The organism is Photobacterium rosenbergii (genome assembly GCF_003026455.1).
Classification (GTDB): Bacteria; Pseudomonadota; Gammaproteobacteria; order Enterobacterales; family Vibrionaceae; genus Photobacterium; species Photobacterium rosenbergii.
Window position 1 is genome coordinate 171,854 of the sequence record NZ_PYMB01000006.1, and the last position, 20,213, is coordinate 192,066.

The window sequence follows — 20,213 nt, forward strand, 5'->3', positions numbered from 1 at the left end:
TCACCAGCCAAAGAGGATAGCGAGCACATGGAAAGGGTAGAGCAACTATTTTCCGGGTTGTGGCAGGACTATATCCAGCGCCTATGCCCGTCAGCGGCCCAGGTACATGATCTGCTGACCGAAGAAGAGCCGCTGCTCAATGACCATATTGCGCTGCGGACATTCAATTTGCCAAAGATCGGCCTCGACCGTTTGGCAGCACCGTTCATCGCGATTGGCTACAAGCCTTGCGGCCGCTACAAGTTCGAGGCCAAGAAACTGTATGCCGAGCACTTCGAGCACCCCAACCCGTTAGCTCCTAAAGTGTTTATCAGTGAACTGATGGTCGGGCAGTTCAGTTCTTTGCTGCAGCAAACGGTCAGGGATCTGGTTAACCAGGTCCCCGAGCAAGCGATGCATGATCCGGCCTTCCTCTATGGTGGGCGGTTATGGGATTTGGACTACGCGACCTACGAACTGCTGGCAGCAGAGAGCGAGTATGCAGGTTGGCTAGCCGCCCATGGCTTCGGTGCCAACCACTTTACCGTGAGCATTAACCAGCTCGAGCAGTTTACCGAGGTCGCTGAGGTCAATCATCTGCTACGGCACAACGGGTTTGAAATCAACAGTTCTGGGGGAGAGGTCAAAGGCAACCCTGAGGTGATGCTTGAGCAGTCGTCGACCATGGCTGACAGAGTGGAAGTAGGCTTTACCGATGGAGTCTATACCATTCCCGGTGGCTTCTATGAGTTTGCCAAGCGCTACCCGAAAGAAGACGGTGAGCTATACACCGGCTTTGTCGAAGCATCGGCAGACAAGATCTTCGAAAGTACCGACGCCAGTTAGCCATTCTTTTACCGGTTCGGTTTTTCACTGGGAGCAAAAAGGCCGACGGCAACCATTGCCATCGGCCTTTTTAATATTTGGTCCCCATAGGCCTGAACTTAGCGGTTTTAATGCTTGAGGCTGTCGAGCGGGTAGCCCAAATGGGATTCCGGCGTGTGGCGCTTCACCTTTTCGTGCTGTTCAAGGTAATGGCGACTGTCACTGAACCCGGTCATTTCAACAGTATCGGGCAGTGGCGAAATAACGCCGCGATGTAAGTGGTGGGTGCTATGCGGTGAAAAGCGTTCGATGTCCATACCGGTATTCCATTACAGGTGATGAGGTTGATATGCACAATGTAGCATCAAGCGAGCCAGATACAAGCACAAAAACAGTGATGCGGTAGACAGTAATGCCCTGAAAGCATGAAATGGGAGCGCTGCGGGTAATAAAAAAGCCGCACAAGGCGGCTTTTAGATATTGGTGTGTATTACGGAGAGCTAACGGCTTAGCGCGTACCGTAAACAACAATTGTTTTGCCGTGGGCAGAAATCAGGTTCTGCTCTTCCAGCATCTTCAAGATACGACCTACAGTCTCACGGGAACAGCCAACGATTTGGCCGATTTCCTGACGAGTGATCTTGATTTGCATACCGTCTGGGTGGGTCATTGCATCTGGCTGCTTAGCCAGGTTCAATAGAGTCTGTGCGATACGGCCTGTTACGTCCAGGAATGCCAAGTCACCCACTTTCTGGCTTGTCACCTGTAGGCGGCTAGCCATTTGCGCAGATAGGCGCATTAGGATGTCTGGGTTTACCTGGATAAGCTGGCGGAATTTCTTGAAAGAAATTTCTGCGACTTCGCAAGGGGTCTTAGCACGAACCCAAGCGGTACGCTCTTGGCCTTCTTCGAATAGGCCTAATTCACCGATGAAGTCACCTTGGTTTAGGTAAGACAGGATCATTTCCTTACCTTCTTCATCCTTGATCAGGACCGCAACAGAACCTTTGACGATGTAGTAGAGCGTCTCTGCTTTTTCACCCGCGTGGATCAAAGTACTCTTTGAAGGGTATTTATGAATGTGGCAATGGGAAAGAAACCACTCTAGAGTTGGATCTGTTTGAGGTTTACCTGGAACCATATTACTAACTTCCTCTGCGTTTGTTGCCCAACAACGACGTCCTTCAAAATGCGGCTGGGCCTAACCATAATTAGTTCGTCGTTTAGGATATTCAGTCAACCGCTGGGCTGCAAGCTCACGTGAATAATTAGTTCAGATTTTATCTTTTTTCGGCGCGCTTTTCTTGATATTGATCTATGTGAAAAGGCCATTTTGTAGTCATAAGTGTGCACATGATCACACAGTTGCTAACAAGTGCCGAAAGCCCGTAAAAGTTGTAAGGAGAAAGCAATGCAATCACGAGTGAAATGGGTCGAAAATATGACCTTTCTTGGACAGTCAAATTCCGGTCATAGCGTGGTGATGGACGGGAATGGTGGCGAAAAAGCGCCAAGCCCAATGGAACTGGTTTTGATGGCTGCGGGTGGATGTAGCTCGGTGGATGTGGTTGACGGACTCAAGTCAGCGGGCCAGAAAATTACTGGCTGTGAAGCGCAAATCAACTCGGTGCGCCGTGAACAAGCCCCGCGTATTTTCACTACTGCTAACCTGCACTTTGTCGTCACCGGTGAAAATCTGGATGAAGCCATCGTAGCTAAGACGGTTGCCGACTCGTTGGAGAAATACTGCTCAGTATGCCTGATGCTGGGTGAAGGCGTCGAGATGACCCACTCGTATGAGGTAGTGGAAGAGTAATTCGGCGGCAAAAGATGGCGATGGGCCAGAGGCAATGGGAAAATCACGCCTATCGCCTATCGCCTATCGCCTATCGCCTATCGCCTATCGCTTATCGCCGGTGCTATTACCCTATCTTCCCCGTATCAATCAGCTGCTGGATCAGCGGCCGCATAATCAACTCCATCGCAAAGCTCATCTTGCCGCCGGGCACCACGAGGGTGTTATGGCGCGACATGAATGACCCTTGGATCATTGACAGCAGGTAGGGGAAGTCGACATTTTTGATGCCACGGAAACGGATCACCACGAAACTTTCATCCAGGCTCGGGATGGCCTTGGCACTGAATGGGTTCGAGGTATCGACCGTCGGTACCCGCTGGAAGTTGATATGGGTGCGGGAGAATTGCGGGGTAATGTAGTTGAGGTAATCGTCCATCGAGCGCACGATTGACTCCATTACGGCTTCGCGGGAGTGGCCACGATCCCGAGTATCCCTGACGATCTTCTGGATCCATTCGAGGTTGACAATCGGCACCATGCCGATGAGCAGATCGACATGCTGGGCGGCATTGACTTCGCCATCGACCACACCACCGTGTAGGCCTTCATAGAACAGTAAGTCAGTATTTTCTGGCAGAGTTTGCCAAGGGGTAAATGTCCCTGGCATCTGGTTATACGGTACGGCTTCGTCAAACGTGTGCAGGTAACGGCGGAACTGGCCGCTACCGTCTTCGCCATATTGGCGGAAGAAAGTTTCCAGTAATGGGAAATCGTTGGCTTGGGGGCCGAAATAGCTGATATGGCGGCCTTGTTCTTTGGCCTTGCGGATTTCGACGTCCATTTCCGGACGGGTGAAGCGGTGGAAGCTATCACCTTCAAGCCAGGCAGCATTGATGCTCATCATATTGAACATCTTACGGAATGCTTCGGAGGTGGTAGACGTTCCCGCCCCCGAGGACCCTGTTACTGCAATAATGGGGTGTTTTGCAGACATGACAAACCCTGTCGTTAACATTAACGGAAAGAGTTATTAACAGGGCTGGGCGGTAAGGTCAAGCCAGGATGTCAAAAATGCCGGGTCTACAGAGTTCGGGGCAAGGTTAACTTTGACCCAATTGGCGTTTGGATTTGATATCGATAGTCTCGTGCAGTTCGGAATACACAATCACCGCTTCACCGCTTTGCAGTTGCTTGCGTACCCGGTCGACCTTGGCAGCCAGAGACAACTCGCGCTCGCCATAGTCAGTCCCTTCACGCAATACGAAATGCTCGATAATGTTAGTCAGGGTATCAGGGTCAAGGTCTTGCCAGGGGATGTTCATGGTTAGGGCTTTTCTGTTGCGGATAGTTAGGGCAATTATATTGGCAAAAGCATCAGTTGTAGAGAGAAGAGCCTAGTTCCTGGTTCCTAGATCCTAGGCAGAGCAAGATCATGATATTTAAGCCCCAGAGTAGTCGCACATCTTTCCAGGATCTAGGTTCTAGGATCTAAAACCTTCCTAAACCACTCCGGTACCGTCTTCTCGAGCCAGAAATCCGGTTGGCGCCATGATCCGGTGACAAACCCGACATGGCCGCCGTATTGGCAGAGATCGTATTGGATGTGTGGTGGCAGCGGTTCTGTGGGGATCACCGCCTCGGTCATGAACGGGTCATCCTTGGCATGGATCACCCTAAGTGGAACGGCCACGTCAGCAAGGCGGGGCAGGCCACTGCAGCGCTGGTAATAATCGGCGGCATCTTTGAAGCCGTGCAGCGGCGCAGTGACGTGTTCGTCAAACTGCCACAGGGTTTGCAGTTGCCCTGCAACTTCATTTGATACCGGCATATCATCAGGAAGGGCAGCGATTTTCCGGCTCAGGTTACGCTTCATCGAGCCAAGCAGGTATTGCTGGTAGATTTTGGAGAATCCCTGCTGGATCCTTTCCGAGCAGGCAGCGAGATCCAACGGTGGGGAGATCACCTGTGCGGCGGAGAGTTCGGAGTGCTCCCCGCTTTCTGCTAGGTAGTTCACCAGCATATTGCCCCCAAGCGACACACCGACGGCGACAAAGGGCTGGGTAGGTAATTGTTGGCGCAACCACTGGATAAAGAAACGGGCGTCGCTGGTTTCCCCCGAGTGGTAGCTGCGTGGCATGCGGTTCATCTCGCCACTGCAGCCGCGAAAGTGCATCATTACCGCGAGCCAACCTTGTTGCTTGGCGGCATGAAGCAACCCATTTGCATAGGGGCTGTGGAAACTGCCTTCAAGGCCATGGAACAGGATCATCACCGGCTGCTCGGGGTGGCAATCGGCAACAGGCGCTGTCCAGGCTAAGTCGAGGAAATCACCATCAGGCGTCTCAATCCGCTGGGTGAGGGGAGTGAACAATGGCTTGCGACGCAAAAAGCGCGGCAGCAGGGTTTGCAGGTGGGGGTTTGCTAGCCCTTTGGCTGGCTGGAAAGCCATTGTCATAACGGTTCCTCGAAGTGGTTCTATTTCGCCATCAGTTTATCTATCAATGCCACAGCCCCCAGGCGATGGCAATAGCGGGCAAGGTTTGCACCGGGTACATGCTCTGCTACGTGGCGGAGCGGCATTTGGTTTAACGCTGCAATCAAGTCGTGCTGTTGTTGGCGCTCCATTTGCAATTCGAAGTTTTTGAGCTGCTCGTATCCGTCGCTATCTAGCTGGGGTTTCAATGAGCGGCGCATGTGGTGGTAGCGTTCGAGCAGGCCCTCAGTCGGTTTGAGGCTCTGCTCGAGTTGCTGCCGTTGTTCCTGTGTCAGGTCAATAGACTGCGCATCGAGCCAGATCATTAGCAGGGCCAGGTTGACGCTCCCGCTGTGGAAAGTTTGCAGGGCCAGGCAGGCGGCCTCAACGTCCGCCTTAAAGTAGTGAGTGTAGCTAAACTGCCAGAAGGCATCATGGCTCAGCGGCTCGCGCTTCGAACCATGACGGCAAGGCTCATCATTCAGGGGCATGTTGCTGCTCCATTGACTCCAGTTCTTCCTGTAGCTCCATCCACTCCATTTCTACCTCTTCCAGCGATGACTTGGCATCCGCTTGGATCTGTAGCTGCTCATTCAGCAAAGCTTTGTTCTCCGCCTCATAAATGCTGCTGTCACTGAGCTTGGCTTCGGCATCAGTGATAGCGGCATTGAGCTTGTCCATCTTGGTTTCAAGCTGGGTGATCTTCTTACGGAGCGGAGCTGTCAGCTTACGCAGTTCTGCCTCTAGGCGCTTTTGTTCTTTGCGCGAAGCGGCGCTGTTGTCTTTAGTCACTTCCGGCTTGCTGGCCTGCATTTCTCGGCGCTCGTTACGCTGCTGCTCGGTCAACCATTTGTGGTAATCGTTGAGATCACCGTTGAACGGGACGACCTGACGGTCGTGAACGAGGTAAAGGTCATCAGTTGTCGCCCGCAATAGGAAACGGTCGTGGCTGACAATGACCATTGCGCCGTCATAGGACTGCAGGGCGAGTGTCAGGGCCTGGCGCATATCGAGATCCAGGTGGTTGGTCGGTTCATCGAGTAGCAGCAGGTTAGGGCGTTGCCATACGATAAGGGCCAGTACCAGACGGGCCTTTTCCCCGCCGGAGAATGGGCCGACTTTTTCTAATGCCTTGTCACCGAGGAAGCCGAAGCTGCCGAGGTAGTCACGTAACTGCTGCTCGGTAGCCTGCGGCGCAATACGCGCCATATGTTGGACCGGGGTATCGTCCATATACAGGGTTTCAAGTTGGTGCTGGGCGAAGTAGCCAATCTTCACCCCCTGTGAGTAGGCGAGGTCCCCGGCCTTGGCAGGCAGTTCGCCAGCCAGCATCTTGATCAGGGTCGATTTACCGGCGCCGTTACGGCCAAGTAGGCCAATTCGGCTTCCCGGCACCAGGTTCAACCGGATCTTTTCAAGGATCAGGTTGTCACCGTAACCCGCTGCCACCTGATCCATCATCAGGATAGGGTTCGGCAGGGCGCTGGGTTCGCGGAACTCGAAACTGAAGGGGTTATCGAACTGGGCCGGTAACACTTTTTCCATCCGCTCCAGGGCTTTGATCCGGCTCTGGGCCTGACGGGCCTTGCTGGCCTTGTAACGGAAGCGGTCGATGTAAGATTGCATGTGGGCCATTTGCTTTTGCTGCTTCTGGTACATTGCCTGTTGCAACACCAGCTTTTCCGCCCGCTGGGTTTCAAACGATGAGTAGTTACCGGTGTAACTGTTCATGGTCTGGTTTTCAATATGGATGATCCGGTTGACGATAGGGTCAAGGAAGTCACGGTCGTGCGAGATCAATACCAGCGTGCCACGGTAGCTTTGCAGCCATTTCTCCAGCCACATGACAGCATCGAGATCCAAGTGGTTGGTTGGTTCATCGAGTAACAGTAGGTCTGAGCGGCAAAGCAGGGCCTGGGCAAGGTTGAGGCGCATACGCCAACCACCCGAGAATTGGGTTAGGTGCCATTGCATTTGTTCCTGCGAGAAACCCAAACCGTCCAGCAGTTCGGCGGCACGGGCACGGATACTGTAGCCACCAATGGCTTCTAGCTTGCCATGTAATTCTGCAACCTTGGTACCATTGTCTGCTTGCTCGGCAGCAAGTAGATCTGCTTCCAATTGGCGGTATTCACGGTCACCGTCAATGACATATTCCAGTGCCTCGCGCTCAAGGGCAGGGGTTTCCTGGGCAACCCAGGCCAACTCCCAGTTTGCTGGGTACTGGCAGTTACCGGCATCGACACTCAGCTCATGCTTGAGCAGGGCAAACAGGGTGGACTTACCACAGCCATTTTTGCCGACCAGACCGACTTTGTCGCCCGGGTGGATAGTCGCCGTGGCTTGGTCAAGCAGGATCTTGCCACCGCGTAGAAGTTGGATATCGGAAAAAGTGATCATTGACTGTGCCGGGGGTGCCCCGCTCCGCAAAAACTAAATGCAAGAAATAAGTGCGGAGTCTACCGCAAAGCGGCGGTGACCGCTAATACCTGCCATAGCGGAAGAAAAAACAAACAAGGTGGCAATGGGAGGCGATTAATCGATCCTCTTTGGCTGCAATTATGTATTATGTTGATATAGGTTAATAAAACGTTGTAACCCATGGCGAAATAGGCATATTTTGCTGTTGTAACAAGGAATGCTATGTCAGCAAAAGGACTTCCACGCATACTCGTACTTTATGCCCATCCTGATCCGGAGGCATCGGTTGCTAACCGCGCCATGCTGGCGGCGATCAGCCGGCTCCCCCATGTCACGGTCCATGACCTCTATGCGGCCTATCCCGACTTCTTTATCGATATTACTTTTGAACGCGAGCTAGTCCGGGACCACGACATCATCGTTTTCCAGCACCCGCTTTATATGTATTCCTGCCCGTCGCTGCTCAAGGAGTGGATAGACGTCGTCTTGAGCAAAGGGTTTGCCCATGGTGAAGGCACCCAAACCCAGGGTAAGTATTGGCGTTCGGTGATCACCACTGGCGGGGCGGCTGAGGCGTATACCCCAGACGGTTACAACCGTTGCAGCGTTGATGAAATCCTCCGCCCGTTCGAACTGAGTGCCATGCTGTGCCGGATGGAGTGGCTGCCGCCGTTGGTGTTGCACTGGGCCCGGCGGATACCTGCCGGGGAACGTGAACAACATGCCGAAGACTATCGTCAGTGGCTTGAAGCGCCAATGGCCCTGATGGAGGAAGCGAAGTATGGCGAGTGATGTATTGTCGGTCAGTGTTGTGTTCCTAGCCGCAGCGGTGGTGGCTGTGCCGATTGCCCAACGTTTGGGGCTGGGCTCTGTTTTAGGGTATTTGTTGGCGGGGATCGCTATTGGCCCGTGGGGGCTGAGGCTGATTTCTGATGTGGATGCTATTCTCCATTTCTCCGAATTTGGTGTGGTGCTGCTGCTGTTCCTGATTGGCCTTGAACTAAACCCCAAGAAGCTGTGGCAGATGCGCAAGCCTATTTTGGGGTTGGGCGGTAGCCAGGTGGTGGTCACCAGTTTGGTGATTGCAGCACTGGTGTTGATGCTGGCCGGCCAGTCATTGCTACCTGCGGTTTCTTGGCGTGATGCGCTAGTGGTTGGGATGGGGTTGGCGTTGTCGTCAACGGCGATTGCCTTACGTGTTATTGAAGAGCAAAACCTTGGAGGTAGTGAAACCGGTCAGTCCGGGTTTGCGGTGCTGCTGTTTCAAGATATTGCCGTGATCCCTATGTTGGCGATACTGCCGGTCTTAGCGGGTGGTGGCGGTGGCAGCTGGATTGATTTTGCCTGGATGATAGGCGGGATCCTTGCCCTGTTGGTCGGCGGTCACTTTCTGTTGCGGCCATTGTTCCGCTGGGTGGTGATGAGCGGTGTGCGTGAGTTGTTCAATGTCGCGGCCCTGCTTCTGGTGATCGGTATTGCTCTGGGAATGCAGTCGCTTGGGCTGTCGATGGCGCTCGGTACTTTCTTGGCCGGGGTCTTGCTGGCCGAGAGTGAATACCGCCATGAGCTGGAAATTGCCATTGAGCCTTTCAAAGGGTTGTTGCTGGGCCTGTTTTTCATCTCGGTGGGGATGGCGGTTAACCTCGGGCTACTGTTGCAATACCCATTGCAGATCCTGCTAGCCGTCATTGCCCTAATTAGTATCAAAGGTTTTATTTTGTATGGGCTGGCACGTATTTTTGGCACCCGAGCTAAATCACGCAGCCAGATGGCGGCGATCCTTAGCCAGGGTGGGGAGTTCGCTTTTGTCCTGTTTACCGCCGCAATGGGTGAGGGGTTATTGGGTGGAGAGTTGTCAGCGTTCCTGCTGGTGGTCGTGAGCCTGTCGATGATGACGACGCCGCTGATTTTACTGCTGCAGGACAAATGGTTTGTTTACACCTTTAAGGCGGAAGCCGAGGCTGAGCTAGAATCAGACGTGATAGACCGTGAACCGCGAGTGATTATCACTGGTTTCGGTCGCTTCGGTCAGGTTGTGGGGCGATTACTGTTTGCCAATAAAATCCGGGTGACGGTACTGGAGCGGGACCCAAGCCAGATCCAATTCCTGCGTAAATTCGGCTACAAGGTGTATTACGGTGATGCCACCCAATTGGAATTACTGCGTGCCGCTGGGGCCGATAAGGCAGAAGCTATTATCATCTGTACCGATGAACCCGACGAGGTGATGGAAGTGGTCGATTTATGCCAGCAATATTTCCCCAACCTCAAAGTACTGGCAAGGGCCCGCAGCCGGGTTGAAGCTCACCAGTTGCTTAGCCATGGCGTCGAGAATTTTTCCCGTGAAACTTTTGCCGGTGCCCTTGATTTGGGCCGCCAGGCCCTCATATCTCTGGGTATGCACCCCTATCAGGCCAAGCGGGCTGAAGCCCATTTCCGCCGCTTGGATACCACCGCGCTGAGAGATCTGTTGCCGCAACACTCGGAAGATGTCCATCTAGCAACCCGGGCACGTGAAGCGCGCAAAGAGCTTGAAGAGATCTTTGATAGGGAAATGCGGGGAGAGCGGGAGCGTCATAACGGCTGGGATTGACCAGTCCTTAAATGCTAGTGACATCAACGAACATAGTGGCAAGGAGCGAAAGCATGGCCAAGAAACGGTTTATCGCCGGTGCAGTCTGTCCAAGCTGTAGTCAGCAAGATACATTGCGCTGGTGGCAGGAAAATGAGGTCGAGCGGGTTGAATGTGTATCCTGCGGTCATACCGATACCAGAGCACCCCAGTCCGTAGAGCAGAGCGATCAACTCTCTTCGCAAACCAAACAACAGGTTATCGGGATTTTCAAACCCGAGGACTAAGTAGGCTGAACAGCCTTTAAACAGAATATTGGCATCTTGCTGCCATTATCCGGTATCATGCGGGCGAAATCCTTTGATACCCAGTTCAAAATTGGAGTAAACATGAAAGTCGCTAAAGACATCGTAGTAAGCCTGGCTTACCAAGTTAAGACCGAAGAAGGCGTTGTTGTTGACCAGTCGACAACTGAAGCACCTCTTGATTACCTACACGGCCACAACAACCTGATCGTAGGTTTGGAGAAGGCGCTTGAAGGCCGTGAAGCTGGCGACAAGTTTGAAGTGACAGTTGCTCCAGAAGAAGCTTACGGCGAGCATATCGATGCGATGGTTCAGCGTGTACCGGCTGACGTTTTCCAGGGCGTAGATGAAATCACTGTTGGCATGCGTTTCCTAGCAGACACTGATCAGGGCCCAATCCCTGTAGAAGTGACTGAAGTTGACGGTGACCACGTTGTTGTCGACGGCAACCACATGCTAGCTGGTCAAACTCTGACTTTCGGCGTAGAAGTTGTTGCTGTTCGCGCTGCGACTGAAGAAGAAATCGCTCACGGCCATATCCACCAAGGTGGCGGCTGTTGTGGTGGCGGTAGCTGCGGCGACCACGACCACGGTGAGAAAGAAGAAGGCTGCTGCGGCGGCGAAGAAAAAGGCGGCTGCGGCTGCTCGCACTAATCATTCTTAATGATTAAGTGATCAAAAACGGGAAGCATTTTGGCTTCCCGTTTTTATTTTGATGCCTTTTGGGATGGTCCTGAGGTTCTATGGCCCTATGGAAGAGCAGTAAAGCTCATACTTTTCTAGTCTGGGGTTGAACTTTAGCTCAATACATATGGAGAATATTGACTCCCTACCGGCATAGTAATTTTGCACAGCACCACAGCACCACAGCACCACAGCACCACAGCACCACAGCACCTAGGACCCAGTACCACTTGCCCAGTTAATAATGCGGCGGCGGTGTTTCTTCCGACTCGCTGGCCAGGTTGGACGGCTCCATCCCTTTGACCTTGCCGACCATGAACTTCAGTTGGGTCTGCATCTTATCAATCAGGAACTGCTGCTCGGTCAGGGCCTGGTTGAGATCCTCGATGGTTTGCTCTTGGAAAGCCTGCTTCATTTCAAGCTCGTCAATACGGGCCTGTAGCTGTTCGATTTCTTTCATTGCGTTATTCCGTCGTCCATTGCTGGGCGATACCTGCTGACGTTCCCGAGATCACATGACCGTCGGGCGTAATGGCCACATCATACACCACCGCAGCGGGTGGTCGAGTATCTTGTTTGGCTGCTGCTTCCCAGCGACCTAGGTTATCACCGCTTTGGGTGTCCCACAGTTCAACCCGGCGGGCAGGGGTACCTGTGGCAAGCAACTTGCCGTCATCGGAGAAGCGGGCACTGGATAAGATCTGCTGGCGGAGCCTAACCTCCAGGGAGGAGACTTGTTCACCACTTTGCAGATCCCAGATAGTAATGTTGTTGCTACCATCGGCTGTCATCACCAGTTTACCATCCCGTTGCAGTGCCACCCGGCTGATCCGGCTTTGGTGTTCGAACTGCTGAATGATCTGGCCGCTCTGGGTATCCCACAGGTAGGCGGAATGGTCATTGCCACCCGACAGGGCATAACGGCCATTGGCAGAAATAGCGACGGAATTGACTTTTTCTCGGTGGGCAAGGAACTCTAGTCGTCTTCCGCTGCCCAAGTCGACGTACAGGGCTTTACTATTGGACAGTGCTAATAGCACATGCTGGCCATTGTTGGCGATAGCGGCATCACGGATAAGGCCGTCGGAAATCGACCACAGGCCCTCTGATTGCCCCCAGGCTAAGTCCCATACCGCGAAGTTTTGTGCGGTTGCAGTAATGGCATAGCGGCCATTATCGGAAATCTGGCTGCTGAGCACCGTATTGTGATATGGATCTTGAGAACCAAACTCAGCTAACTTTTTGTTTTGCTGTAAGTCCCACAGCACGATACCTTGTTGGGCTGAGTGGTAGAGGGCAAACCGTCCGTCCCGGCTGAGGCTAAAACTGGTGGTACCTTCTGGAGCCAAGTTCCAGCGATTGAGCTCTGTACCGGAAAAAAAACAGCCAGTGAGGATGAAAAGTGCCAAAATGAAACATGGCACGTATCTTTTTGTTTGCATTAAGGTCTGGTTCCACTTGGTTAACACATAGTGTCATTTCCTTATGAATGCACTGCCGGGCAGTGAATTCATAAGGTGCATATTAGTATATTGATCTACAGTGCTTTTCATACCGCTTGATGAAAAGGCTGGTGACTGATTTTTGAGGCATTGCCTCAGTTTAAAATGGAGAAATACATGAAACCTGTTCTGAAGATGTCAGTTTTGGCTGCAACGATCCTGCTAGCTGTAGGCTGCCAAGATGAAAAAGCAGCAGAAACAAAACCGGCAGAGCCTGCAAAAGTAGAGCAGGTGGCAGCTGAAGCCGCACCGGCGACATTCGCAACTGAAGATGACAAAGCAGCATATGCTATTGGTGCTTCTCTGGCACAATACCTGGCTGCGAACCTAGACCAGCAGAAAGAGTTGGGCTTGGAGCTAAGCAAAGAGCAAGTACTAGCGGGTGTGACCGATGTATTTGCCGACAAGAGCCGCCTAACGCAGGAAGAGACCCAGCAGGCGCTTCAGGCTCTGGATCAGCGTGTGTCTGAAATTGCACAGCAAAAAGCACAGGAAGAAGCTGAGAAGAACATCAAGGCTGGTGAAGACTACCGTGCTGAGTTTGAGAAGAAAGACGGCGTGGTGAAAACTGACTCGGGCCTACTTTACCAGGTTGAGACTGAGGGTGAAGGCGACAAGCCAGCAGCAACGGATACCGTTAAAGTACATTACAAAGGTATGCTAACTGACGGTACTGAGTTCGACAGCTCTTACGCACGTAACCAGCCAGCAACCTTCCCACTGAACCAGGTTATTTCTGGTTGGACTGAAGGTGTCCAGCTAATGCCTGTGGGTTCTAAGTTCACCTTCGTTATTCCGCCAGAGCTAGCCTACGGTTCTCAGGCGAACCCAAGCATCCCTGCTAACTCGACGCTGGTATTCGAAGTAGAACTTCTGGATATCGTAAAAGCAGATCAGCCAGCCGAGGTTGAAGCTGCCCAGTAATCCTGCACGCAGCAATATTGCGATTTAGGAAAAGTTTAAAAACCCAGCCTCGGCTGGGTTTTTTTATCATTCTAGTTGTATATGGTGTGAAAATGTTCAGGCAACTGTCCGAAATCTGATAAACTTGCAAGCAAGATTTGAAATTTTATCAATCGCCGTGAAATTTTCTTTCCCGGTGAGGCATAGCCCATTCTATTTATTTTTTCCCATTTCTGTGGCGCAGAAGTGAAATAGAATGGGCAACAGCAAGGAAGATAGACGCGTGGTATCTACTGAAAACTTTGGCTCAGATGTGATGGTTGAGAGTGACTTGATTGAGCCGCGTGCTTTTAGCGAGCACGATTACATTATTCTTCGTTCATACGAGGCCGTTGTAGACGGCTTGGCTGCCTTGATTGGTCCATTCTGTGAAATCGTGCTGCACTCGTTGGCCGATCTCAACACCTCTGCAATCAAGATCGCCAATGGTGAAAATACCGGACGTAAAGTAGGTTCGCCAATCACCGATCTTGCCCTACGCATGCTACGTGACATCGAAGGCTCGGAGCGTAACTTCTCCCGTGCCTACTTCACCCGTGCCAAGGGCGGCGACTTGATGAAGTCGATCACCATTGCAATCCGCAACGGCGACAACGATATCATCGGCCTGCTGTGTATCAACGTAAACCTCGACGCACCGTTCTCGCAGATCCTGCAGTCCTTCATGCCAACCGATGAAGCCAAGCAGGCGGCATCGAGCGTTAACTTTGCCAGTGATGTTGACGAGTTGGTGGACCAGACCGTTGAGCGTACTATCGAAGAAATCAACGCCGACAAGAATGTATCGAACAATGCCAAGAACCGTCAGATCGTGATGGAGTTGTTCGACAAAGGTATCTTCGATATTAAAGATGCAATCAACCGGGTTGCAGACCGCCTTAATATTTCCAAGCACACGGTCTACCTCTACATCCGCCAGCGCAAAACCGAGGATGGCGAAAAATGAGCTTGAATTATGTGCTGGTGGTGGAAGGCCCGGCTTACGGGACCCAATCGGCACGTTCAGCCTATCAATTTGCCGATGCACTACTGGCTGAGGGCCACCGCCTGACCCGGGTGTTCTTCTATCAGGACGGGGTGCATAACGGCTCAGCCTTAACGGCACCGGCATCAGATGAATTTGACCTAGTGGCTGCTTGGCAGCAGTTGGCACAGGTTCATGGTACCGAGTTGCAAACCTGTGTGGCAGCAGCATTGCGCCGCGGGATCATCAGCCCCCAGGAAGCCGAACAGAACCAACTGGCAAGCAGTAATTTGGCGGAAGGTTTTGAGCAGGCAGGGTTGGGTGGTTTGGCCGAAGCCATGCTGACCGCCGATCGCGTTATTCAGTTTTAACAGGATAATCATGACAACTCTAGGTTTTGTATTCCGCCATGCCCCTCATGGTATTGCTTCGGGTCGTGAAGGCCTCGACGCGGTATTGGCGACATCCGCCTACAGCGAAGATATTTCGCTGTTCTTCCATGGCGACGGCGTTTACCAGTTACTGGATGGCCAGCAGCCAAAAGGCATTTTATCCCGCGACTATATCGCTACCTTCAAGATGCTTGAACTCTATGACATCGAACAGGTTTATGTCTGCAGCCAGTCTTTGCAGGCTCGCGGACTAACGACAGACGATCTGCTGATCGATGTTATTGCCTGCGAGGCGGATGAGTTTTCCAGCCATTTGCATGCCTGCCAGCGCGTGCTGGCATTCTAAGCCCTTTCTCGGTGAGGCTCTGTATGCTCCATATTTTTACCCGCTCCCCATTTCAGTCCCGAGCATTTGATGAATCGGCTGCGGTGATCAGCCAAAATGACTCGATTTTGCTGATCCAAGACGCAGTTATCGCTGCTACGGTTGAAAATAGCCCAATTTTTTCGTTCCAAGATGCCGGCGTAAAAATTTATTTACTGGCAGAGGATTTAGCTGCTCGCGGGCTGCAGGATAAGCTCAAGCTTGAAGTCAATGTTATTGATTATAAAGGTTTTGTTGGCTTGACTGTTGATTGCGAAACGCAAATGAAGTGGGCCTGACAGGCATTCTCAAACCTTGGAAAACCCGTGGATATCAGGTTGATTAAGAAATAATCATTTGATTGATCGCTGGTTACATCTTGACACCCTTGGGTGCGATGCCTAAAATTTCGCGTCCTCCTGTTGTTGGGAGGCAGATTTTTCACATTTACGAAAGTAATATTTCAGGAGCTATTTAATGGCAACTATTAACCAGTTGGTACGTAAGCCACGTGCTAAGCAAGTTGTAAAAAGCAACGTGCCTGCACTAGAAGCGTGCCCACAGAAGCGTGGTGTATGTACTCGTGTATACACTACTACTCCTAAAAAACCTAACTCAGCACTTCGTAAAGTTTGTCGTGTACGTCTGACAAACGGCTTCGAAGTAACATCGTACATCGGCGGTGAAGGTCACAACCTTCAGGAGCACTCAGTTGTTCTAATCCGTGGTGGTCGTGTTAAAGACCTTCCGGGTGTTCGTTACCACACTGTTCGTGGTGCACTTGACTGTGCAGGCGTTAATGACCGTAAACAAGGTCGTTCTAAGTACGGTGTGAAGCGTCCTAAGTCTTAATGGATTCCGTTAAGTAAGGCCAAACACTAAAATTATTTAATTTTTGAAGAAACTGAAAAGTTTTGGATAACCTGAAGAAGACAACGGAGAATATCCATGCCACGTCGTCGCGTAATCGGTCAGCGTAAGATCCTTCCAGATCCAAAGTTCAAATCTGAATTGCTGGCAAAATTCGTTAACATCCTAATGGTTGACGGTAAGAAATCTACTGCTGAGAAAATTGTTTACTCTGCACTAGAAACAATGGCTGAGCGTTCTGGTGAAGAACACCTAGCTATCTTTGAAAAAGCTCTTGAAAATGTACGTCCAGCGGTAGAAGTTAAGTCTCGCCGTGTGGGTGGTTCAACTTACCAGGTGCCTGTAGAAGTACGTCCAGTACGTCGTAACGCACTAGCTATGCGTTGGTTGGTTGAAGCTGCGCGTAAGCGTGGTGAAAAATCTATGGCTCAGCGTCTAGCAGGCGAAATGCTTGATGCGGCTGACAACAAAGGTTCTGCTGTTAAGAAACGTGAAGACGTTCACCGTATGGCAGACGCGAACAAAGCGTTCGCACATTACCGCTGGTAATCACCCCGGTAATACAAATAGGGCGCGGCAAGCTTGGCTTGTCGCGCCTAAACCATACTCTAAGGACTCCCTTAGTAAGAGGATACTGCCGTGGCTCGTAAAACGCCTATCGAGCGCTACCGTAACATCGGTATTTGTGCTCACGTTGACGCCGGTAAAACAACAACTACCGAGCGTATCCTGTTCTATACAGGCTTATCTCACAAAATTGGTGAGGTTCACGACGGCGCAGCTACCATGGACTGGATGGAGCAGGAGCAGGAGCGTGGTATCACAATCACATCTGCTGCAACGACTACCTTCTGGCGTGGTATGGAAGCTCAGTTCCCTGAGCACCGCGTAAACATCATCGATACCCCAGGACACGTTGACTTTACCATCGAGGTAGAGCGTTCATTGCGTGTGCTTGATGGTGCTGTTGTTGTTTTCTGTGGTTCATCAGGTGTTGAGCCTCAGTCTGAGACCGTTTGGCGCCAGGCTGACAAGTACGAAGTACCGCGTATGGTTTTCGTAAACAAGATGGACCGAGCTGGTGCAGACTTCCTTCGCGTTGTTGACCAAATCAAAAACCGTCTTGGTGCGAACCCAGTGCCAATTCAATTGAATATCGGTGCTGAAGACGAATTCAAAGGCGTTGTTGACCTTATCAAGATGAAGGCCATCAACTGGAATGAAGATGATCAGGGTATGTCATTTACCTATGAAGACATTCCAGCTGACATGGTTGAGCTTGCTGAGGAATGGCGTCAGAACCTGGTTGAATCAGCTGCGGAAGCAACTGAAGAGCTGATGGACAAGTACCTTGAAGAAGGTGAACTGTCTGAAGCGGAAATCAAGGCCGGTCTTCGCCAGCGTACGCTAGCGAATGAGATCGTGCTGGCAACCTGTGGTTCAGCATTCAAAAACAAAGGCGTTCAGGCTGTACTTGATGCAGTGATTGAATTCCTGCCTTCGCCAACGGAAGTGAAAGCTATCCGCGGTGAAGACGAAGCGGGTAACGAAGTTGAGCGCCACTCTAGTGATGATGAACCATTCTCAGCACTAGCGTTCAAAATCGCGACCGACCCATTCGTTGGAACCTTGACCTTCATGCGCGTTTACTCTGGAGTTGTAAATTCAGGCGACACCGTCTACAACTCAGTAAAAGAAAAACGCGAGCGTTTCGGTCGTATCGTACAGATGCACTCGAACAAGCGTGAAGAAGTTAAGGAAATCCGCGCGGGTGATATCGCTGCGGCGATTGGCCTGAAGAATGTCACCACCGGTGACACCCTGTGTGATCAGGACCACAAAGTGGTTCTAGAGCGCATGGAATTCCCAGAGCCAGTAATTCAAATCGCTGTAGAGCCTCGCTCTCAGGCTGACCAAGAGAAAATGGGTATTGCACTAGGTAAACTGGCTGCAGAAGATCCATCTTTCCGCGTCGAAACCGACGATGAATCTGGCCAGACTCTGATTTCAGGCATGGGTGAACTTCACCTTGATATCATCGTTGACCGTATGAAGCGCGAATTCAGCGTTGAATGTAACGTTGGTAAACCTCAGGTGGCTTACCGTGAAACTATCCGTGGCAAAACGGAAGTGGAAGGTAAATTTGTACGCCAGTCTGGTGGTCGCGGTCAATATGGTCACGTATGGCTGAAAATCGAACCATCGGAGCCTGATGAAGGTTTCGTGTTCGTGGACGAAGTCGTTGGTGGTGTGGTACCGAAAGAGTACATTGGTGCTGTTGCCAAAGGTATCGAAGAGCAGATGAACAACGGTGTGCTGGCTGGCTATCCTGTATTGGATGTCAAAGCGACCCTGTTCGACGGTTCTTACCATGACGTTGACTCCAACGAAATGGCATTTAAGATTGCCGGTTCTATGGCTTTCAAGAAGGGTGCGCTAGAAGCACAACCTGTAATTCTTGAGCCATTGATGAAGGTTGAAGTAACCACTCCGGAAGACTGGATGGGTGATGTTGTTGGTGACCTTAACCGTCGCCGCGGCATGATCGAAGGTATGGACGAAGGCCCTGCTGGCCTGAAGATTGTCCGTGCCAAAGTACCGCTTTCGGAAATGTTCGGTTACGCAACCGACTTGCGTTCAGCGACCCAGGGTCGTGCGTCATACTCAATGGAATTCAGCGAATACGCTGATGTTCCTAAGAATGTCGCCGATGCAATCATCGCTGAGCGTGGTTAATCGCAAGATCTATATTGCGCCAATGGCTGTTGGCGCATAAAATAGCAACTTCTGACGCGTCCCATAAAAATTTCGGTGGGGCGTATCATAACTAGGAAGGAACACGATCGTGTCTAAAGAAAAATTTGAACGTACGAAACCGCACGTTAACGTTGGTACTATCGGCCACGTTGACCACGGTAAAACTACTCTAACTGCTGCTATCTGTACTACTTTGTCAAAAGTATACGGTGGTGAAGCTAAAGACTTCGCATCTATCGATAACGCTCCAGAAGAGCGCGAGCGTGGTATCACAATCTCTACTTCTCACGTAGAGTACGATACTCCAACTCGTCACTACGCACACGTAGACTGCCCAGGACACGCCGATTACGTTAAAAACATGATCACTGGTGCTGCGCAGATGGACGGTGGTATCCTAGTTGTTGCTGCAACTGACGGCCCAATGCCTCAGACTCGTGAGCACATCCTACTAGGCCGTCAGGTTGGTATCCCTTACATCATCGTGTTCATGAACAAGTGTGACATGGTTGATGACGAAGAGCTTCTAGAGCTAGTTGAGATGGAAGTTCGTGAACTTCTTTCTGAGTACGACTTCCCAGGTGACGACTGCCCAGTAATCATGGGTTCTGCTCTTGGCGCTCTAAACGGCGAGAAAGAGTGGGAAGACAAGATTGTTGAGCTAGCTGAAGCACTAGACAACTACATCCCAGAGCCAGAGCGTGCGATCGACCGTCCGTTCATCCTACCTATCGAAGATGTATTCTCAATCCAGGGCCGTGGTACTGTTGTAACTGGTCGTGTTGAGCAGGGTATCATCACTGTAGGTGACGAAGTAGAAATCATCGGTATCAAAGACACTACTACAACTACTTGTACTGGTGTTGAGATGTTCCGTAAGCTTCTTGACGAAGGCCGTGCTGGTGAGAACGTTGGTGTTCTTCTACGTGGTACTAAGCGTGACGAAGTTGAGCGTGGTCAGGTTCTTGCTAAGCCAGGTTCTATCACTCCGCACACTACTTTCGAGTCAGAAGTATACGTTCTGTCTAAAGACGAAGGTGGCCGTCACACGCCATTCTTCAAAGGCTACCGTCCACAGTTCTACTTCCGTACAACTGACGTAACTGGTACTATCGAACTACCAGAAGGCGTAGAAATGGTTATGCCTGGTGACAACATCCAAATGGTTGTTACTCTAATCGCTCCTATCGCGATGGACGAAGGTCTACGCTTTGCGATCCGTGAAGGCGGTCGTACAGTAGGTGCTGGTGTTGTTGCTAAGATCGTTGCTTAATTTGCAATAGTCTAACGACACTAAGAAAAGGGAAGCTTCGGCTTCCCTTTTTGCTTTCTGGGCTTCTGTAA

24 protein-coding genes are annotated in these 20,213 nt (G+C 51.4%); 15 read left to right on the forward strand and 9 right to left on the reverse strand.

Annotation, left to right across the window (positions count from 1 at the left end; genetic code table 11):
- The first annotated feature begins 27 nt into the window (after positions 1 to 27).
- Positions 28 to 825 carry a DUF1338 domain-containing protein gene (locus tag C9J01_RS15360; RefSeq protein ID WP_107299090.1) on the forward strand — a complete coding sequence of 266 codons (798 nt, stop codon included), beginning with the start codon at positions 28 to 30 and terminating at the stop codon, positions 823 to 825.
- Between the two features lie 107 nt (positions 826 to 932).
- On the opposite strand, the gene C9J01_RS15365 is transcribed toward C9J01_RS15360, so the two are convergent.
- Entirely contained in the window at positions 933 to 1,121 is a 189-nt protein-coding gene (locus C9J01_RS15365; protein ID WP_107299034.1) for a hypothetical protein, read from the reverse strand.
- Between the two features lie 191 nt (positions 1,122 to 1,312).
- Positions 1,313 to 1,945, reverse strand: coding sequence for a cAMP-activated global transcriptional regulator CRP (crp, locus tag C9J01_RS15370; RefSeq protein WP_036801200.1), 633 nt, complete (start codon positions 1,943 to 1,945; stop codon positions 1,313 to 1,315).
- A gap of 270 nt (positions 1,946 to 2,215) precedes the next feature.
- Here crp and C9J01_RS15375 point away from each other — a divergent pair, with 270 nt between their 5' ends.
- Entirely contained in the window at positions 2,216 to 2,620 is a 405-nt protein-coding gene (locus C9J01_RS15375; RefSeq protein WP_107299035.1) for an OsmC family protein, read from the forward strand.
- Positions 2,621 to 2,726: 106 nt separating this feature from the next.
- On the opposite strand, the gene C9J01_RS15380 is transcribed toward C9J01_RS15375, so the two are convergent.
- The 5 genes from C9J01_RS15380 to C9J01_RS15400 all read right to left on the reverse strand — a co-directional run bounded on the left by C9J01_RS15380 (position 2,727) and on the right by C9J01_RS15400 (position 7,475).
- Positions 2,727 to 3,596 carry a phosphoribulokinase gene (locus tag C9J01_RS15380; protein ID WP_107299036.1) on the reverse strand — a complete coding sequence of 290 codons (870 nt, stop codon included), beginning with the start codon at positions 3,594 to 3,596 and terminating at the stop codon, positions 2,727 to 2,729.
- 106 nt (positions 3,597 to 3,702) lie between these two features.
- Positions 3,703 to 3,924, reverse strand: coding sequence for a YheU family protein (locus C9J01_RS15385; protein WP_107299037.1), 222 nt, complete (start codon positions 3,922 to 3,924; stop codon positions 3,703 to 3,705).
- Positions 3,925 to 4,076: 152 nt separating this feature from the next.
- Positions 4,077 to 5,051, reverse strand: a complete 975-nt coding sequence (locus C9J01_RS15390) for a hydrolase (RefSeq protein ID WP_419687099.1) — start codon at positions 5,049 to 5,051, stop codon at positions 4,077 to 4,079.
- A gap of 26 nt (positions 5,052 to 5,077) precedes the next feature.
- Positions 5,078 to 5,566, reverse strand: a complete 489-nt coding sequence (locus C9J01_RS15395; protein WP_107299039.1) for a TIGR02444 family protein — start codon at positions 5,564 to 5,566, stop codon at positions 5,078 to 5,080.
- Positions 5,553 to 7,475, reverse strand: a complete 1,923-nt coding sequence (locus C9J01_RS15400; RefSeq protein ID WP_107299040.1) for an ABC transporter ATP-binding protein — start codon at positions 7,473 to 7,475, stop codon at positions 5,553 to 5,555. The genes C9J01_RS15395 and C9J01_RS15400 overlap by 14 nt, the downstream gene beginning before the upstream one ends.
- Before the next feature lie 243 nt (positions 7,476 to 7,718).
- On the opposite strand from C9J01_RS15400, the gene kefG reads away from it, so the two are divergent.
- From kefG to slyD, 4 genes are all read left to right on the forward strand, one after another.
- The gene (kefG, locus tag C9J01_RS15405) at positions 7,719 to 8,288 is read left to right on the forward strand and encodes a glutathione-regulated potassium-efflux system ancillary protein KefG (protein WP_107299041.1); all 570 of its coding nucleotides are present in this window, start codon (positions 7,719 to 7,721) and stop codon (positions 8,286 to 8,288) included.
- Positions 8,278 to 10,089, forward strand: a complete 1,812-nt coding sequence (kefB, locus tag C9J01_RS15410; RefSeq protein WP_107299042.1) for a glutathione-regulated potassium-efflux system protein KefB — start codon at positions 8,278 to 8,280, stop codon at positions 10,087 to 10,089. The genes kefG and kefB overlap by 11 nt, the downstream gene beginning before the upstream one ends.
- Before the next feature lie 53 nt (positions 10,090 to 10,142).
- The gene (locus C9J01_RS15415; protein WP_107299043.1) at positions 10,143 to 10,355 is read left to right on the forward strand and encodes a YheV family putative zinc ribbon protein; all 213 of its coding nucleotides are present in this window, start codon (positions 10,143 to 10,145) and stop codon (positions 10,353 to 10,355) included.
- 102 nt (positions 10,356 to 10,457) lie between these two features.
- Positions 10,458 to 11,027 carry a peptidylprolyl isomerase gene (gene slyD, locus C9J01_RS15420; protein ID WP_107299044.1) on the forward strand — a complete coding sequence of 190 codons (570 nt, stop codon included), beginning with the start codon at positions 10,458 to 10,460 and terminating at the stop codon, positions 11,025 to 11,027.
- Between the two features lie 268 nt (positions 11,028 to 11,295).
- Here the strand turns inward: slyD and C9J01_RS15425 are convergent, their stop codons facing one another.
- Positions 11,296 to 11,517: a SlyX family protein gene (locus C9J01_RS15425; RefSeq protein WP_039468948.1), complete on the reverse strand. Its 222-nt coding sequence runs from the start codon at positions 11,515 to 11,517 to the stop codon at positions 11,296 to 11,298.
- Positions 11,518 to 11,521: 4 nt separating this feature from the next.
- The gene (locus C9J01_RS15430) at positions 11,522 to 12,499 is read right to left on the reverse strand and encodes a WD40 repeat domain-containing protein (RefSeq protein WP_107299091.1); all 978 of its coding nucleotides are present in this window, start codon (positions 12,497 to 12,499) and stop codon (positions 11,522 to 11,524) included.
- A gap of 177 nt (positions 12,500 to 12,676) precedes the next feature.
- On the opposite strand from C9J01_RS15430, the gene fkpA reads away from it, so the two are divergent.
- The 9 genes from fkpA (at position 12,677) to tuf (ending at position 20,142) form a co-directional block, all read left to right on the forward strand.
- Positions 12,677 to 13,483, forward strand: a complete 807-nt coding sequence (fkpA, locus tag C9J01_RS15435; protein WP_107299045.1) for an FKBP-type peptidyl-prolyl cis-trans isomerase — start codon at positions 12,677 to 12,679, stop codon at positions 13,481 to 13,483.
- Between the two features lie 262 nt (positions 13,484 to 13,745).
- Positions 13,746 to 14,468, forward strand: coding sequence for a helix-turn-helix transcriptional regulator (locus C9J01_RS15440; protein ID WP_107299092.1), 723 nt, complete (start codon positions 13,746 to 13,748; stop codon positions 14,466 to 14,468).
- Positions 14,465 to 14,857, forward strand: coding sequence for a sulfurtransferase complex subunit TusD (gene tusD / locus C9J01_RS15445; protein ID WP_107299046.1), 393 nt, complete (start codon positions 14,465 to 14,467; stop codon positions 14,855 to 14,857). The genes C9J01_RS15440 and tusD overlap by 4 nt, the downstream gene beginning before the upstream one ends.
- A 10-nt stretch (positions 14,858 to 14,867) precedes the next feature.
- Positions 14,868 to 15,224 (forward strand): sulfurtransferase complex subunit TusC, encoded by a 357-nt coding sequence (gene tusC, locus C9J01_RS15450; RefSeq protein ID WP_107299047.1) that lies wholly within the window; start codon positions 14,868 to 14,870, stop codon positions 15,222 to 15,224.
- Between the two features lie 23 nt (positions 15,225 to 15,247).
- Positions 15,248 to 15,541 (forward strand): sulfurtransferase complex subunit TusB, encoded by a 294-nt coding sequence (gene tusB / locus C9J01_RS15455; RefSeq protein WP_107299048.1) that lies wholly within the window; start codon positions 15,248 to 15,250, stop codon positions 15,539 to 15,541.
- A gap of 178 nt (positions 15,542 to 15,719) precedes the next feature.
- Positions 15,720 to 16,094 carry a 30S ribosomal protein S12 gene (gene rpsL / locus C9J01_RS15460; RefSeq protein ID WP_004399892.1) on the forward strand — a complete coding sequence of 125 codons (375 nt, stop codon included), beginning with the start codon at positions 15,720 to 15,722 and terminating at the stop codon, positions 16,092 to 16,094.
- A gap of 96 nt (positions 16,095 to 16,190) precedes the next feature.
- Positions 16,191 to 16,661, forward strand: a complete 471-nt coding sequence (gene rpsG / locus C9J01_RS15465) for a 30S ribosomal protein S7 (RefSeq protein WP_036818327.1) — start codon at positions 16,191 to 16,193, stop codon at positions 16,659 to 16,661.
- A gap of 90 nt (positions 16,662 to 16,751) precedes the next feature.
- Positions 16,752 to 18,848 (forward strand): elongation factor G, encoded by a 2,097-nt coding sequence (gene fusA / locus C9J01_RS15470; protein WP_107299049.1) that lies wholly within the window; start codon positions 16,752 to 16,754, stop codon positions 18,846 to 18,848.
- Between the two features lie 109 nt (positions 18,849 to 18,957).
- Complete coding sequence (gene tuf / locus C9J01_RS15475) at positions 18,958 to 20,142, forward strand: elongation factor Tu (RefSeq protein WP_107299050.1); 1,185 nt, start codon at positions 18,958 to 18,960, stop codon at positions 20,140 to 20,142.
- The last annotated feature ends 71 nt before the right edge of the window (positions 20,143 to 20,213 follow it).

Bases quoted from the DNA above. Each gene is read 5' to 3' on its own strand.
- C9J01_RS15360 (WP_107299090.1), top strand. From the start codon at position 28: ATGGAAAGGGTAGAGCAACTATTTTCCGGGTTGTGGCAGGACTATATC.
- C9J01_RS15365 (WP_107299034.1), bottom strand. From the start codon at position 1,121: ATGGACATCGAACGCTTTTCACCGCATAGCACCCACCACTTACATCGC.
- crp (WP_036801200.1), bottom strand. From the start codon at position 1,945: ATGGTTCCAGGTAAACCTCAAACAGATCCAACTCTAGAGTGGTTTCTT.
- C9J01_RS15375 (WP_107299035.1), top strand. From the start codon at position 2,216: ATGCAATCACGAGTGAAATGGGTCGAAAATATGACCTTTCTTGGACAG.
- C9J01_RS15380 (WP_107299036.1), bottom strand. From the start codon at position 3,596: ATGTCTGCAAAACACCCCATTATTGCAGTAACAGGGTCCTCGGGGGCG.
- C9J01_RS15385 (WP_107299037.1), bottom strand. From the start codon at position 3,924: ATGAACATCCCCTGGCAAGACCTTGACCCTGATACCCTGACTAACATT.
- C9J01_RS15390 (WP_419687099.1), bottom strand. From the start codon at position 5,051: ATGGCTTTCCAGCCAGCCAAAGGGCTAGCAAACCCCCACCTGCAAACC.
- C9J01_RS15395 (WP_107299039.1), bottom strand. From the start codon at position 5,566: ATGCCCCTGAATGATGAGCCTTGCCGTCATGGTTCGAAGCGCGAGCCG.
- C9J01_RS15400 (WP_107299040.1), bottom strand. From the start codon at position 7,475: ATGATCACTTTTTCCGATATCCAACTTCTACGCGGTGGCAAGATCCTG.
- kefG (WP_107299041.1), top strand. From the start codon at position 7,719: ATGTCAGCAAAAGGACTTCCACGCATACTCGTACTTTATGCCCATCCT.
- kefB (WP_107299042.1), top strand. From the start codon at position 8,278: ATGGCGAGTGATGTATTGTCGGTCAGTGTTGTGTTCCTAGCCGCAGCG.
- C9J01_RS15415 (WP_107299043.1), top strand. From the start codon at position 10,143: ATGGCCAAGAAACGGTTTATCGCCGGTGCAGTCTGTCCAAGCTGTAGT.
- slyD (WP_107299044.1), top strand. From the start codon at position 10,458: ATGAAAGTCGCTAAAGACATCGTAGTAAGCCTGGCTTACCAAGTTAAG.
- C9J01_RS15425 (WP_039468948.1), bottom strand. From the start codon at position 11,517: ATGAAAGAAATCGAACAGCTACAGGCCCGTATTGACGAGCTTGAAATG.
- C9J01_RS15430 (WP_107299091.1), bottom strand. From the start codon at position 12,499: ATGCAAACAAAAAGATACGTGCCATGTTTCATTTTGGCACTTTTCATC.
- fkpA (WP_107299045.1), top strand. From the start codon at position 12,677: ATGAAACCTGTTCTGAAGATGTCAGTTTTGGCTGCAACGATCCTGCTA.
- tusD (WP_107299046.1), top strand. From the start codon at position 14,465: ATGAGCTTGAATTATGTGCTGGTGGTGGAAGGCCCGGCTTACGGGACC.
- tusC (WP_107299047.1), top strand. From the start codon at position 14,868: ATGACAACTCTAGGTTTTGTATTCCGCCATGCCCCTCATGGTATTGCT.
- tusB (WP_107299048.1), top strand. From the start codon at position 15,248: ATGCTCCATATTTTTACCCGCTCCCCATTTCAGTCCCGAGCATTTGAT.
- rpsL (WP_004399892.1), top strand. From the start codon at position 15,720: ATGGCAACTATTAACCAGTTGGTACGTAAGCCACGTGCTAAGCAAGTT.
- rpsG (WP_036818327.1), top strand. From the start codon at position 16,191: ATGCCACGTCGTCGCGTAATCGGTCAGCGTAAGATCCTTCCAGATCCA.